11 protein-coding genes and 2 tRNA genes are annotated in these 14,653 nt (G+C 34.3%); 6 read left to right on the plus strand and 7 right to left on the minus strand.

All coding sequences use genetic code 11. From position 1 onward, the window contains the following. The first annotated feature begins 25 nt into the window (after positions 1-25). A complete protein-coding gene (locus FLACOL7796_RS02045; protein ID WP_173969179.1) occupies positions 26-415 on the plus strand; it encodes an SPOR domain-containing protein in 390 nt (129 codons plus the stop codon). 356 nt (positions 416-771) lie between these two features. Here FLACOL7796_RS02045 and FLACOL7796_RS02050 read toward each other — a convergent pair whose 3' ends face one another. From FLACOL7796_RS02050 to rimP, 4 genes are all read right to left on the minus strand, one after another. Further along, positions 772-1,281, minus strand: coding sequence for a DUF4920 domain-containing protein (locus FLACOL7796_RS02050; protein ID WP_173969180.1), 510 nt, complete (start codon positions 1,279-1,281; stop codon positions 772-774). 155 nt (positions 1,282-1,436) lie between these two features. Continuing rightward, positions 1,437-4,322 carry a translation initiation factor IF-2 gene (infB, locus tag FLACOL7796_RS02055; protein WP_173969181.1) on the minus strand — a complete coding sequence of 962 codons (2,886 nt, stop codon included), beginning with the start codon at positions 4,320-4,322 and terminating at the stop codon, positions 1,437-1,439. A 48-nt stretch (positions 4,323-4,370) separates the two neighbouring features. Further along, complete coding sequence (nusA, locus tag FLACOL7796_RS02060; RefSeq protein WP_041516381.1) at positions 4,371-5,618, minus strand: transcription termination factor NusA; 1,248 nt, start codon at positions 5,616-5,618, stop codon at positions 4,371-4,373. 13 nt (positions 5,619-5,631) lie between these two features. Continuing rightward, the gene (gene rimP / locus FLACOL7796_RS02065; RefSeq protein WP_173969182.1) at positions 5,632-6,096 is read right to left on the minus strand and encodes a ribosome assembly cofactor RimP; all 465 of its coding nucleotides are present in this window, start codon (positions 6,094-6,096) and stop codon (positions 5,632-5,634) included. A gap of 174 nt (positions 6,097-6,270) precedes the next feature. Here rimP and FLACOL7796_RS02070 point away from each other — a divergent pair, with 174 nt between their 5' ends. From FLACOL7796_RS02070 to FLACOL7796_RS02080, 3 genes are all read left to right on the plus strand, one after another. Beyond that, a complete protein-coding gene (locus tag FLACOL7796_RS02070) occupies positions 6,271-7,095 on the plus strand; it encodes a universal stress protein (RefSeq protein ID WP_173969183.1) in 825 nt (274 codons plus the stop codon). 189 nt (positions 7,096-7,284) lie between these two features. Continuing rightward, a complete protein-coding gene (locus FLACOL7796_RS02075) occupies positions 7,285-8,700 on the plus strand; it encodes an aldehyde dehydrogenase family protein (protein ID WP_173969184.1) in 1,416 nt (471 codons plus the stop codon). Between the two features lie 63 nt (positions 8,701-8,763). Next, positions 8,764-9,570: a helix-turn-helix domain-containing protein gene (locus FLACOL7796_RS02080; RefSeq protein WP_173969185.1), complete on the plus strand. Its 807-nt coding sequence runs from the start codon at positions 8,764-8,766 to the stop codon at positions 9,568-9,570. A 238-nt stretch (positions 9,571-9,808) separates the two neighbouring features. Here the strand turns inward: FLACOL7796_RS02080 and FLACOL7796_RS02085 are convergent. Continuing rightward, a tRNA-Gln gene (locus FLACOL7796_RS02085) sits at positions 9,809-9,879 on the minus strand. Between the two features lie 97 nt (positions 9,880-9,976). Continuing rightward, positions 9,977-10,047: transfer RNA gene (locus FLACOL7796_RS02090), tRNA-Gln, on the minus strand. Between the two features lie 245 nt (positions 10,048-10,292). Here FLACOL7796_RS02090 and FLACOL7796_RS02095 point away from each other — a divergent pair. Beyond that, positions 10,293-13,571 carry a glycosyltransferase family 117 protein gene (locus tag FLACOL7796_RS02095; RefSeq protein WP_173969186.1) on the plus strand — a complete coding sequence of 1,093 codons (3,279 nt, stop codon included), beginning with the start codon at positions 10,293-10,295 and terminating at the stop codon, positions 13,569-13,571. A gap of 95 nt (positions 13,572-13,666) precedes the next feature. Continuing rightward, positions 13,667-14,302: a polysaccharide deacetylase family protein gene (locus FLACOL7796_RS02100; RefSeq protein WP_173969187.1), complete on the plus strand. Its 636-nt coding sequence runs from the start codon at positions 13,667-13,669 to the stop codon at positions 14,300-14,302. Between the two features lie 25 nt (positions 14,303-14,327). Here FLACOL7796_RS02100 and FLACOL7796_RS02105 read toward each other — a convergent pair whose 3' ends face one another. Continuing rightward, positions 14,328-14,630: a thioredoxin family protein gene (locus tag FLACOL7796_RS02105; RefSeq protein WP_026728605.1), complete on the minus strand. Its 303-nt coding sequence runs from the start codon at positions 14,628-14,630 to the stop codon at positions 14,328-14,330. Positions 14,631-14,653 lie beyond the last annotated feature (23 nt).

Consider the following 14,653-nt stretch of genomic DNA (forward strand, 5'->3'; position numbering starts at 1 on the left):
AATTTCGCGTAAAAACCATCACATTATGAGAATTTTAACCCCTTCAAAAAGAGTTTTCTTAACACTAACAATGTTCACATTAGCATATAATATTAATGCTCAAGACCAAAATTTAATAGTAAATCAAGATCCTAAATTTGACCAATTATTGAGTGAAAAACGAAAAATTAACACGTCAATAAACACAAACGATACTTACAAAATTCAAATATTTAGCGGCAAAAGCGAAGAAGCAAAGAAAACGTTATCGGATTTTAAAAGAGAATTTAACACCATAGACGGAACAATAATTTTCAATACACCCAACTATAAGGTCATGGTAGGTAATTTCAAAACCCGAATAGAAGCCGAACGAAATCTTGCCGAGATAAAAAAGAGATATAAAAGCGTCTTTTTAATAAAGCCAAGCAAATAAAAACATCCATTAAACACACAAAAGCGAGATTATATCTCGCTTTTTTTATTGATAAAATCTAAAACATATAAAAAATCCTCGTTTAACAGGGATAAACAACCCACCTATTCGATAATAACCCGATTTTCAAACAAGGCGCATACATCTTTATTTACTTCAATAAACACTCGCCTTATACCAAAAACCCTAACAGTACATCAAATTAGACCATATTACTTTGCGTAATTACCAAGCCAATTCTTAACAACAAAAGGAATTCATTATACACTTAAACAATACTCTACAAACAAAAAAGCTCCAATTAAACATTGAAGCTTTACAATACAATTATAAAATTGGTATTCTAACCCAACAAGCTAGTTCACCACCTTTATACCTTTTGCCAGAAACCTTATTTCTTCTTTTGGTAAAGTAATAGCATCAATCTCTGATTGTGGCTTTTTAGCATCTTTAGCATAATGTTTAAGTTCTTCTACAGATGTTATTTCTTTTTCGGCAACACCTTCCAAAATAACATTTTTTCCCTTTAATGCAGTAGGCACAAAAAAGCCATAATCTTTCATTTTTACAAAAAATGAAGAACCATCATCAGTTTTAAGAGTTACCCAGCATCCTTTTTTAGGACACACATCTGTCACCTCACCTTTTACAATAACATTCTCCGCCTTTTTGTCCTGTTTTAACTTTCCTTCTAATGCTTCAACCGAAATTGCTTTAGCCTCAGATGTTTTAGACACATCAGCTCCATAATAATCACCAACGGCAGCATTACCTGCCGGCGGACCTTTCTTCGCTACAGCTTCCTGAGAAAAAGACGAAGCAGAAATACTTATAAAAATAACAACAGCGTATAATAATCGTTTCATATCAAAATATTTTTTATCAAAAATAACATTAAAATTTAAAACTAGTTATATTCTTATTTAATTATAAAATCAATCTTAAAAGCCCCTTTCATCAAAAATTAACCACAAAAAAAGTCCCAATTTTCATTGGGACTTTAAAATATAATTATTGAATATTATTTCAATTTCTTTTTAATTGCAACTTCATGGTATGCTTCAATAACATCTCTTTCTTCGATGTCGTTGTAACCTTTAATTTGAATACCACAATCATAACCTTTAGAAACTTCTTTAACATCATCTTTGAAACGTTTCAATGCAACAAGTTCTCCTGTATGCACCACTACTCCTTCTCTGATAACTCTAATTTTAGAAGATCTCATGATTTTACCATCCATCACCATACAACCTGCAATCGAACCAACTTTAGAAATTTTGAAGATCTCACGGATCTCAGCAGTTCCTAAAACTTCTTCTTTCATCTCAGGAGCTAACATTCCTTCCATCGCATCTTTCAAGTCATCGATAGCAGCATAGATAATAGAATAGTAACGGATATCGATTTCTTCTTTATCAGCCAACTGTCTTGCATTTCCAGCAGGACGAACATTAAATCCGATAATGATCGCATCAGAAGCAGAAGCCAACATAACGTCAGTTTCAGTAATTGCTCCAACACCTTTATGTATGATATTAATTTGAACTTCTTCAGTAGAAAGTTTAGAGAACGAATCTGATAATGCTTCAACAGATCCATCCACGTCTCCTTTAAGGATCACGTTCAATTCTTTAAACTGACCAAGTGCGATACGACGACCAATTTCATCAAGTGTAATATGACGTTGCGTACGTACAGATTGTTCACGCATTAATTGAGAACGTTTAGAGGCAATTTGTTTTGCTTCTTTTTCATCTTCAAATACATTGAATTTATCACCTGCAGTTGCAGCACCATCTAAACCTAATACAGATACCGGAGTTGACGGTCCTGCTTCAAGAACAGTATGCCCTCTTTCATCATGCATAGCTTTAATCTTACCATGATGTTTACCAGCCAACATGTAATCTCCAATTTTCAATGTTCCTTGTTGAACTAAAATTGTAGAAACATATCCTTTTCCTTTATCTAAGAAAGCCTCAACTACAGTTCCCTGAGCCGCTTTATTTGGATTTGCTTTTAAGTCTAAGATTTCAGCTTCTAATAAAACTTTTTCTAATAATTCTTTTACTCCTGTTCCAACTTTTGCAGAAATATCATGTGACTGAATTTTTCCACCCCAATCTTCAACAAGTAAATTCATACTAGCCAAACGCTCTTTGATTTTTTCAACATTAGCATTTGGTTTATCAATTTTATTGATTGCAAATATAATTGGCACCCCCGCAGCTTGTGCGTGAGAGATTGCTTCTTTTGTTTGTGGCATGATGTCATCATCCGCCGCAACAACGATAATAGCGATATCGGTAACCTGAGCTCCACGTGCACGCATCGCGGTAAACGCCTCGTGACCCGGTGTATCTAAGAATGCGATTTTTTGACCATTATCTAAAGTTACTCCGTAAGCTCCAATGTGTTGTGTAATACCTCCAGACTCACCAGCAATAACATTTTCTTTACGGATATAATCCAGTAAAGATGTTTTACCGTGATCGACGTGACCCATTACAGTAACAATCGGTGCTCTAACTACTAAATCTTCTTCTTTATCTTCTACTACTTCAATAGCATCTTCGATATCAACTGTGATAAACTCAACTTCATAACCAAACTCGTCAGCTACAATAGTTAATGTTTCAGCATCTAAACGCTGGTTCATGGTTACCATGATACCAAGAGACATACAAGTTCCAATTACTTTAGTAATCGGCACATCCATCATGATTGCAATTTCACCTACAGTAACAAACTCAGTAACCTTAATAGTTTTACTTCCTTCGTCAAGTGCTCTTTGCTCTTCATCAGATTTCTGACGGTGCGTATCTCTCTTATCCCTTCTGTATTTAGCAGCTTTTGATTTTCCACCTTTACCCTGAAGTTTTTCAAGAGTCTCTCTAATTTGGTTTTTTACTTCCTCTTCAGTAGGCTCAACTTTAGCAACAATTGCAGGACGGTTTCCTTTTACGAAACCTGGTCTAGCGCTTCTGTTAGCATTAAAACCTCCACCACCAGTATTTGGTGTAATTTTATTAGGGTTTGGAGTTCCTGGCGCATTACCTGTAGCAGGTTTTGGCGCACCCGGAGTTCCCGGTTTAGGAGCAATTCTTTTACGCTTATTTTTATTCGCGTTATTTCCGGCTCCCGGAGTTCCTGGTTTATTAGGAGTTATCTTTGGATCTTCTTTCTTTTTCTTAGGCTTATTAAATTGAGACAAGTCAATTGTTTGCCCTGTAAGAGTAGTTCCAGATAATTTTTGATATTGTGTAGTAATCGTTTCCTCTGCAGTTGTAGGATCAGTTGAAATAACCGGTTCCTGAGCAACTTTTGGAGTTTCTACTTTTACTTCTTTAACTTCTTTTTTCTCTGTAATAATAGGTTTTTCTACCTTTTTCTCTTCAGAAACTACAGGAGCCACTGGCTCAGGCTGTACAACTTCTTTTTGAACAGGTTTTTCTGGTTGAGCTGGAGCAACAACAACTTTTGGCTCTTCTACCTTAGCTGGTTCTTCAGCAGGAGGAGAAACAACAGTAGGTTTCTTTGGATTTAAATCAATTTTACCAACTTGAACAGGTCCGGTTACAACAGCTCTCGCTTTTATAATCTCTTGTTGCTTTTGGCGCTCTTCGTCTTGTCTGCGTTTGTCTTCAATTTCTTTTTCACGTTCTACACGCAAAGCTTCTTTTTCTTTTCTTTTCTCTTCACCAACTTCTTTAGAAGCTTCTTTGTTCCCCTTATCGCCCGCAAATTGGCTTTGTAGGATATTAAATTCGCTATCAGAAATTTTCGCATTTGGATTTGCATCAATAGCAATTCCCTTATCTTTTAGATAATCAACAGCTCTTTCTAACGAAATATTTAATTCCCTTAAAACCTTGTTTATTCTTATTACTCTCTCTTCAGACATATAACCTTTTTATTATTACCTTTTTCGTTGTGTTGTTAGAGCAGATAACTAGCTATCAAACTCTTCTTTTAGTATTTTCATAACATCAAGAATTGTTTCCTCTTCTAAATCTGTTCTTCTTACTAAATCTTCTACTTCTTGCTTCAAGATACTTCTAGCTGTATCCAAACCAATTTTTGCAAATTCTTCGATAACCCAGCCTTCAATTTCATCTGAAAACTCAGTTAATTCAACGTCATCATCTTCGCCACTAGCAACATCACCTTCTCTGATAACATCTAGCTCGTAGCCTGTTAGCTGACCCGCTAATTTTATATTATGACCACCTCTACCAATTGCTTTAGAAACTTCTTCTAATTTCAAGAAAACTTCAGCTCTTTTGTTTTCTTCATCAATTTTGATTGAAGAAACTTTTGCAGGGCTTAATGCTCTTGTAATAAACAATTGAATATTACTTGTATAGTTGATTACGTCGATATTTTCGTTTCCTAACTCACGAACAATTCCGTGAATACGAGATCCTTTCATACCCACACAAGCTCCAACAGGATCAATTCTATCATCATAAGAATCTACCGCTACTTTTGCTTTCTCTCCTGGAATACGCACTACATTTTTAACAGTAATCAAACCATCGAATACTTCAGGAATTTCTTGTTCAAACAATTTCTCTAAAAACTTCTCAGAAGTTCTAGACATAATAATTTGAGGTTTATTTCCTTTCAATTCAACGCTTTCAATGATTCCACGAACGTTATCTCCTTTACGGAAAAAGTCAGACGGAATTTGTTTTTCTTTTGGAAGCACAATTTCATTTCCTTCATCATCGACCAAAATTACAACTCTTGGGCGAACATGGTGCACTTCTGCAGTATAAATATCACCAATAATATCTTTAAATTGTTTATAAAGATTTGTATTATCGTGTTCGTGAATTTTAGATATAAGGTTTTGGCGTAAAGCTAAAATAGCTCTTCTTCCTAAATCGATCAATTTAACTTCTTCAGAAACTTCTTCACCTATTTCAAAATCCGCTTCGATCATTCTTGCTTCAGTCAAGGTAATTTCTTCGTTCTCAAAATCAAGATCTTCGTCAGCAACAATTACTCTTCGTCTCCATATCTCCATATCTCCTTTATCAGGATTTATGATAATATCGAAGTTATCATCAGAACCGTATTTTTTCTTTAATGCATTTCTAAACACGTCCTCTAAAATTGCCATAAGCGTTACACGATCAATAAGTTTATTATCTTTAAACTCTGAGAATGAATCGATTAATGCTAAATTTTCCATGCGAATTCTTTAATTAAAATGTTACTGTAACAATTGCCTCTTTAATTTCTGTATAAGGTATTTGTTGCTCTTTTTGAACTGTTTCTTTTCCTTTTCCTACTTTTTTCGGTTCTCTTGCCTTCCAAGACAAAATTATAAAAACATCGTTAGCTTCTACTAATTCTGCTTCAATTTTTTCATTATTTGTAGTAACAATCAATGTTCTACCAATATTTTTCTTGTATTGCCTTGTCATTTTCAATGGTGATCCTACTCCAACCGATGCTACTTCAAGCGAAAAATCCTGCTCTTCACGATCCAGATTATTCTCGATTGCACGACTTATGTCAATACAATCCTGCAACGCCACTCCATTATCACCGTCTAAACCTACACTAATCTTGAAAGAGTCTGAGATAGCCAGATCAATCAAAAAGATTGAGGGCTTTTCTAAAAGAGCCTCTGCTATTAATCCGTTTACTTTTTCTTTAAATGTCATAATTTTATAAAAAGAGGGGACACTTAGTCCCCTCATTATTTAGATTTTAATAAATAACGGTGCAAATATAGTGTTTTTTTTATAAATCAAAATAAATAGATTGCTCTAAAAATATTTCTTATCTTTATAATAGCATTAAAACAACAGAATTTCACATTATTTAACCCAAAAACTATGAAACGAATTCTAGTACCTACCGACTTTTCTGAACATGCCGAAAACGCCTTAAAAGTTGCTGCACAAATTGCCCAAAAAAACAATTCTGAGATTATCATCTTACACATGCTTGAATTACCAAGCCAAATGAACGATGCTGTTTTAGGAGGAGCAAGCATTCCTGAAACGATGCTTTTTATGAAAAAAGCGAATGAAATGCTTGACGAAGTCTCATCAAGACCGTATCTGGACGGAATTTCGATAACCGAAATTGTAAAGATGGACAAGCCTATTCATGGCATCACACAAGTTAGCAAAGATCATGAAGTAGATTTGATTGTTATGGGATCTCATGGCTCATCAGGAATCGAAGAATTATTAATTGGTTCTAACACTGAAAAAGTAGTTCGCAATTCAGAAATCCCGGTTTTAGTGATCAAAAAAGGCATTACAAATTTCAATGCTTCAAATATTGTTTTTGCTTCGGATTTTTCTGACGAAACGAAAAAGCCGTTTGAAAAATTTGTAAACCTAAGCAAACTTTTTGAAGCAAAAATACACCTTGTTACAATTTGCACTCCTAACAGTTTTAAACCAACTCATGTAGCAGAAAAAGCAATGAATGATTTTACAACTGAATTTAACCTTAGCAATTATCAAACACATATTTACAACGATACTAATATCGAAAAAGGAATTATCAACTTTTCTAACAGTATAAATGCAGACATTATAGGAATGTGCACACACGGAAGAACCGGATTCGCCCACTTCTTTAACGGAAGTATTAGCGAAGGATTAGTAAATCATGCCGTAAAACCCGTAATTACATTTAAAATTTAAAACCTAAATAAATCATATACTAAAGCCTCTCAATCGAGAGGCTTTTTCTTTATAATCATCACCAACCTACCCTGTAAAGAAAAATATTTTTTCATGAGCTTTTTAACAAAGTTACTTTGAGCTTTCCAACAAAGTCAACAGCGTAGTTAATCAAGATCTTTGTCAAATAAAAATCACAAACAATACAACATGAAAACAATAGACAAGATTTACGTTAACGGAGAATTTATCACTCCACAAGGAACAGAATATTTTGATTTAATAAGCCCAACTACAAATGAAAAACTTGGAAAAGTGCTTTTAGGAAATCAAAAAGACACACAAAATGCTATTGCAGCTGCCAAAGAAGCTTTTAAAACTTTTTCTAAAACCACAACAGCCGAAAGAATTCAATATTTAAAAAACATTCAGGCTTCTATCGAAAAAAGAAAAGAAGAATTTATCGATGTAATGATTGAAGAGTACGGAGGAACACGCCAATTTGTAACCATTAGTTACGACTACATGCTAAAAGGTTTTGAGTCTGCAATTAACTTACTAAACACTTACAACTTTACCAAAACAATGGGAGAATCTGAAGTTCAGATGACACCGCTTGGCGTAGTAGGAATCATTATTCCATGGAATTCAAGCAATGGTTTTATATGCAGTAAATTATCGACTGCAATTGTAGCAGGATGTACGACTGTAATAAAACCAAGCGAAATGAGCGCACAACAAACGCAATTAATCGCAGAATGTCTTCACGAGGCAGGATTACCAAAAGGTGTTTTTAATATCGTAAACGGATTAGGAGAAATAGTTGGAGCTGAAATAAGCCGCAATCCGGATATTGCCAAAATCTCTTTTACCGGATCTACGAATGTGGGAAAAATTATTGCAAAAGAAGCGGTTGAAACCATGAAAAGAGTTACTCTTGAACTGGGCGGAAAATCTCCTAATATCATTCTTGACGACGCTAATTTTTCAGAAGCAATTCCGCTTGCTATAATCGCTGCTTATATGAATAGCGGACAGGCCTGTATTGCCGGAACACGATTATTAGTTCCTGAAAACCGACTTGAAGAAGTCAAAGAACTAATCAAAGAAGTTATTTCAAACACTATTGTTGGCGACCCAAAAAACGAAACCACTGCAGTTGGACCTATGGTAAGCGCAAAACAATACGAACGCGTTCAAAGCTATATTCAGACCGGGATTAACGAAGGTGCAGAAATTTTAACAGGAGGCTTAGGAAAACCCGAAGGATTAGAAAAAGGAAATTTTGTAAAACCAACCGTTTTTGTCAATGCAAACAATCAAATGCGAATTGCCAGAGAAGAAATTTTCGGACCAGTTTTATCTGTTATAACATACAAAACCGAAGAAGAAGCAGTCGAAATCGCCAACGATACCACCTACGGATTACAAGCTTATGTAAGTTCATCAGATGAAAAAAGAGCTCATAAAATTGCCTCTCAAATAAATGCAGGACGTGTACAAATAAACGGAATGGGACATGATCCTATGGCTCCGTTTGGAGGATTTAAACAATCCGGAATAGGCAGAGAATTCGGAATAATGGGACTTGAAGCTTATCTCGAACCAAAAGCATTAATTCGATAAAAAACAAAGATCCGGAAAATCTTCTTTTACAAAGATTTCCGGATCTTTTAGTAACTTTACATTATGACAGCAAAATCAACAACAAAACCCCAAATACTCTACTCCTGTTACTATTCTCGTAGTCGCGAAGGCGAGAATTTCATACCCGAACACGTATTTAGCTATCAGATTTCAGGAGAAATGATTGCTTCCGACAGCAAGAACACTTATACTTCAAAAGAAGGAGATTTTCGTTTTAGCAGAAGAAATCATTTAGCAAAATTCGTCAAGATTCCGCCCGAAGGAGGTGAATTCAAAACCATATCACTTTTCTTAGATCAGGAAATCCTGCGCGAAATTAGTGCCGAATACAACTTTAAAATCAACAAAAAAACAGATTCTGAAGCCATGATTTCATTGGCTCCAAATCCGCTTTACAAATCTTTTATGGAATCACTGATTTCTTATCTCGAAGTAGAACAAGAAAACAACGAAGCTCTTTTTCATTTAAAAATAAAAGAAGCCGTTCACCTTTTACTTAAAGTAAATCCTGAATTGAAAGATATCTTATTTGATTTTAATGAGCCTGGCAAAATTGACTTAGAAGCATTCATGAATAAAAACTTCCATTTCAATGTACATCTTACCCGTTTTGCGTATCTCACCGGAAGAAGTTTGGCCACTTTTAAAAGAGATTTTCAAAAAGTGTTTCAGGAAACACCCGGAAAATGGCTTTTAAATAAAAGATTGCAAGAAGCTTATTACCTAATTAACCAAGGAAGACCACCATCAGAAGTTTATATTGGCGTTGGCTTTGAAGACTTATCTCATTTTTCATTTTCATTCAAAAAGAAATTCGGCATTGTTCCGTCTTCTTTATTTTCGAAATAATAACGGAAAGCAAAAATTCCAATTTTTAAATTCCAAATTCCAAACTGCACAAACTTAGAAGCCGTTATAATTCTAGTTCCCAAGCGTAAAACCACGGAGTATAGACGTAAAATAAATTTCATAAAACCTACCCATTCCCTACCCGTTCCAGAAATTTGGAATTTGGGATTTAAAAATTGAGATTTTTTCTTAAAATTTATTCCATAAAAAAAACCTCTCGATTGAGAGGCTTTTTATGTTGGTCTACAAGGACTCGAACCTTGAAAGACTGCACCAAAAACAGTTGTGTTACCATTACACCATAGACCAATAATAATGCTTACGCGAATGCAAATTTAAAGCTTTTTTTAGTTTGCACAACTTTTTTTTTGAATAAAAAAGCCTCTCGGTAGAGAGGCTTTTTATGTTGGTCTACAAGGACTCGAACCTTGAAAGACTGCACCAAAAACAGTTGTGTTACCATTACACCATAGACCAGCGTTGCTGTTAAGCGAGTGCAAATTTAGAGCTTTTTTTAGTTTGCGCAAACTTTTTCATTAAAAAAAATCATTTTTTTTCATTTTTCTTTCTCTCCAACTCGTAATGATTTCACAAGTATTTCACAAACAATACATTACTCCAAACAAATACTTTTGTAGAATTTTATGTTAATGCTCTTCTCTTTCAACAAAAAAACATTTTCTTTGTAAGATAGAAAATACACATAATTATAACACCTAAATATGGCACAATTCAATTTCAATAAATGGAATACAATTATTGGTTGGTTTGCATTTGCAATCGCTTTAACTACCTATACATTAACTGTTGAACCAACTATGAGCTTCTGGGATTGTGGCGAATATATTGCCACAGCAGCTAAACTAGAAGTTGGTCACCCTCCCGGGGCTCCTTTATTCCAGATGATGGGCGCATTTTTTGCCATGTTTGCCATAGATGCACAACATGTCGCTGTAATGGTAAATATGATGTCTGTTTTCTCAAGTGCCTTTACTATTCTATTTATGTTTTGGTCTTCGTCTATGATTTTGAAAAAGATTATAGAACGTTTTTCAGAAATCAATCAAAACAATTCTATTGTAATATTAGGAAGTTCTTTTGTTGGAGCTCTAGCCTATACATTCTCTGACAGTTTCTGGTTTAATGCCGTTGAAGCTGAAGTTTACGCCATGGCTTCTCTATTGATTGCATTACTTTTCTGGCTTGGTCTTCGTTGGGAACAAGACATGGACAAACCTAAAGGAAACAAATGGTTATTAGTAATCTCTTTAGTTGTAGGACTTTCTTTTGGAGTTCACTTTATGGCTTTATTGACTATTCCTTCAATAGGTTTTCTTTACTACTTTAAACATTATGAAAAAGTTACTATCAAAAACTTTCTTATTGCCAATGTTGTAGTAATTGGTATTTTATTATTCATCTTCAAATTGCTTTTACCATTAACTATGGAAGCATTTGCTGATACTGAGGTTTTCATGGTAAACAACATTGGACTGCCATTTAACTCAGGAACTATATTCGTAGCATTGGTTTTAATTGCTTTCTTTTATTTTGGATTAAAATTTACAAAACAAAAAGGCTTAGTTTTCTATAACACTATAATTCTTTGCATCTTATTTATCTTTATTGGTTTCTCAACCTGGATGATGTTACCGGTTCGTGCGAATGCAAATCCTGTAATTAACGAAAACAAACCATCTGATGCTGCCGAAGTTTTAGCCTATTATAACCGTGAACAATACGGTGTAAACCCTTTATTTTATGGACCTCAGTACACAGAAGTTTTTGCCGGTCTTGATGCAAAAAATCCATACTCAGACAAAAAACCTAACTACGAGAGAGATTACAAAACAGGTAAATATATTATTACCAATAATTATAAAAACGCCAGTCAAAATTCAGACGACAATCAAAAAGCGATTTTGCCAAGAATGTGGAGTACTGAAACAGGACATATTCAAAACTATATCAGTTTTACAAACCCTCCTAAATTCAAAATAAATCCTAACTACGATTACGAACAGGATTTAGGAAAATACGGAATTGACGCAAGCCAGTTAACCGAAGAAGAATACAACAAAGCCACAGCACAATTGCGTAATGAGGTTGAAAAAACAATTTCTGAATTCAGAAATGCGTATGCTCAAAAACAAATTGATAACGAAGGTTACGTTAAGTTCTTAAAAAGCTATGGCGATTATTTAATTATCGAAAAACCAACTACTGTAGATAATTTCAGCTTCATGTTCGAATACCAATTTGGATACATGTACTGGAGATATTTAATGTGGAATTTCGTTGGACGCCAAAGTGATGTTCAGGGGAAATACGATAATCTTGACGGAAACTGGATCAGCGGAATCAAAGCACTTGATTCTCTACACCTTGGTTCTCAGGACAATTTACCGTCAGACGTTTTAAACAACAAAGGAAGAAACGTTTATTTCTTCTTACCATTTATTTTAGGTCTTATCGGATTAATGTACCATGCCAACAAAGACCTTAAGAGCTTTTATGTACTTCTGGCGTTATTTTTATTTACCGGAATCGCATTAAAAATATACCTGAACGAAAGACCATTCGAACCTCGAGAAAGAGATTATGCACTTGTAGGATCTTTTTATGTATTTGCAATCTGGATAGGTTTTGGAGTTTATTCACTCTACGAAACAATTCAAAAATACATTGCTCCTAAAATTGCAGGTCCGGTTGTTATCGCTGCAAGTTTACTGGCAGCTCCTGTTTTAATGGCATCTCAAAACTGGGATGATCACGACAGATCAGGAAAATATACTGCCGTTGCAATGGCAAAAGCATACTTAAATTCTTGCGACAAAAATGCCATTTTATTTACCATTGGAGACAATGATACGTTCCCGCTATGGTATGCTCAGGAAATTGAAGGTATTAGAACTGATGTTAAAATCGTAAATACAAGTTTATTTATGACAGACTGGTACATTGATCAAATGAAAGCAAAAGCTTACGAGTCTGATCCTTTACCAATATCTTTCACACATGATCAGTATGTAGGGGATAATTTAGATTATGTTGCTCATATTCCTAAAATTGAAACACGTTGGAACATCACTGATTTTATTGATTTTATCAAGAATCCAAAATCAACTGTAGGTTTGCAAAACGGACAAACAATTCATTTTTATCCAACAAATAAAATCAGACTTAACGTTGATAAAGCAACCATTATTAAAAACAAAGTCGTTAATCCAAAATACAACGACTCTATTGTTCCTTATATGGATATTGACATTAAAGGAAGTGCGTTGTACAAAAACCGTTTAATGATGCTGGATATCTTAGCGAACAATAACTGGAAAAGACCAATTTATTTTAGTGGAGGCGCTTTTGACGACGAAGATTATTTATGGTTGAAAGATTATTTACAGCTAGACGGAATGGTTTACAAATTAGTTCCTATTAGAAACAAGCCTTCAAAAGATGGCGGACCAATGGATATGGGACAAATTGATGCTGATAAAATGTATGATATTGTAATGAAATGGGATTGGGGAAATAGTAATGGTAACATTTATCACGATCCTGAAACCAGAAGAAACAGTATCACATACCGTACAAACTTATCACGCTTAATGAACCAACTTATTGCAGAAGGTAAAATTGATAAAGCCAAAAACATTATCAACTTAGCAATAACAAAAATGCCTCTGGATAAATTTGGATACTACTCTTTAGTAGAACCATTTGCAGGAGGATATTATAAAGTTGGAGAAACTGCCAAAGCACATGATTTACTAAACAAACTAGTAAATAAATACAAAGAGGAGTTAAATTATTATGCGACTTTAACACCTGGCGACCAAAGCGATTTAGCAATTGATATCATTACTGACATTGAGCGTTACAGAAGCTTGCTACAAGTTATGAAAGAAAATAAAGATCTTGCTTTCTACGAAAAACACAAAGTAACATTTAATACTTATGTAAATGTCTTTGAACGTTTTGGAAGAGAAAAAGAATAATAATATACGAAAAACATAGCAATTAAAAAAATGCAGCGCAACTTGATAAATAGCGCTGCATTTTTTATTTTTACATATCTGTAAAACAAATTAAAATGAGCTTTTATTGGGTAAAAACAAATTCATTCATCAAAAGGGTATTTTCTAAATATTGTTGGGACATTCCAAACAACGAAAAGAAAATATACCTAACCTTTGATGATGGCCCAACTCCCGAGATTACAGACTGGGTTTTATCTGAATTGAAAAAGTTTGATGCAAAGGCTACTTTCTTTTGTATCGGAAAAAACATAAAAGCCAATTTAGCTTTATTCGAAAAACTTCTTACAGACGGACACGCAATAGGAAATCATACCATGAACCATGTTAATGGATGGAAAAGCAACAATGATGACTATATTGAAAACGTTAAGAATTGTGCTGCCGTTTTAGAAGAAGAAAAAACATGCAACCTTATATTTCGCCCGCCTTACGGGAAAATTAAAAAAGCACAATCTAAAATCCTAAGAAAATTGGGGTATAAGATTATTATGTGGGATGTTTTAAGCGCTGATTTTGATCAGACGATTACTCCTGAAAAGTGCCTTGAAAATGTTACTAAAAATGTAAAATCAGGAAGCGTAATTGTGTTTCATGACAGCATAAAAGCGTCACCTAATTTAAAGTTTGCCTTGCCTAAAACTTTACACTTTTTAAAGGAAAATGGCTATACATTTGACATTATTCACTAAATAACCTCAAACAAAAAGTAGTATTTTATTGATTGAATTGTTCCTGGACAATTCCGATAATGGTATTGGCATCAAGTTCTCCGGATTGTCTCCAGATCATTTGCCCTTCTTTATAAATCATTAAAGTAGGCAATCCTTTTATACGTAAAGCTTCTGCAAGCTCCTGATTTTTATCTACATCAATCTTAATCACTTTGGCTTTATCGCCTAGCGCAGCCGCAACATCCTTAATAACAGGATGCATCGATACAGATGATTCGTTCCAATCTGTGTAAAAATCAATTAACACCGGAACCTGAGCATTTATAAGTTCTCCAAATTTTGACATAAAACCAAAAATTTAATTCTTTT

It is taken from the genome of Flavobacterium bizetiae (assembly GCF_902804475.1).
In the GTDB taxonomy this organism is placed as follows: Bacteria; Bacteroidota; Bacteroidia; order Flavobacteriales; family Flavobacteriaceae; genus Flavobacterium; species Flavobacterium bizetiae.

What these genes read in the sequence shown, in the direction of transcription:
- FLACOL7796_RS02045 (WP_173969179.1), top strand. Translation starts at nt 26, where the DNA reads ATGAGAATTTTAACCCCTTCAAAAAGAGTTTTCTTAACACTAACAATG.
- FLACOL7796_RS02050 (WP_173969180.1), bottom strand. Translation starts at nt 1,281, where the DNA reads ATGAAACGATTATTATACGCTGTTGTTATTTTTATAAGTATTTCTGCT.
- infB (WP_173969181.1), bottom strand. Translation starts at nt 4,322, where the DNA reads ATGTCTGAAGAGAGAGTAATAAGAATAAACAAGGTTTTAAGGGAATTA.
- nusA (WP_041516381.1), bottom strand. Translation starts at nt 5,618, where the DNA reads ATGGAAAATTTAGCATTAATCGATTCATTCTCAGAGTTTAAAGATAAT.
- rimP (WP_173969182.1), bottom strand. Translation starts at nt 6,096, where the DNA reads ATGACATTTAAAGAAAAAGTAAACGGATTAATAGCAGAGGCTCTTTTA.
- FLACOL7796_RS02070 (WP_173969183.1), top strand. Translation starts at nt 6,271, where the DNA reads ATGAAACGAATTCTAGTACCTACCGACTTTTCTGAACATGCCGAAAAC.
- FLACOL7796_RS02075 (WP_173969184.1), top strand. Translation starts at nt 7,285, where the DNA reads ATGAAAACAATAGACAAGATTTACGTTAACGGAGAATTTATCACTCCA.
- FLACOL7796_RS02080 (WP_173969185.1), top strand. Translation starts at nt 8,764, where the DNA reads ATGACAGCAAAATCAACAACAAAACCCCAAATACTCTACTCCTGTTAC.
- FLACOL7796_RS02095 (WP_173969186.1), top strand. Translation starts at nt 10,293, where the DNA reads ATGGCACAATTCAATTTCAATAAATGGAATACAATTATTGGTTGGTTT.
- FLACOL7796_RS02100 (WP_173969187.1), top strand. Translation starts at nt 13,667, where the DNA reads ATGAGCTTTTATTGGGTAAAAACAAATTCATTCATCAAAAGGGTATTT.
- FLACOL7796_RS02105 (WP_026728605.1), bottom strand. Translation starts at nt 14,630, where the DNA reads ATGTCAAAATTTGGAGAACTTATAAATGCTCAGGTTCCGGTGTTAATT.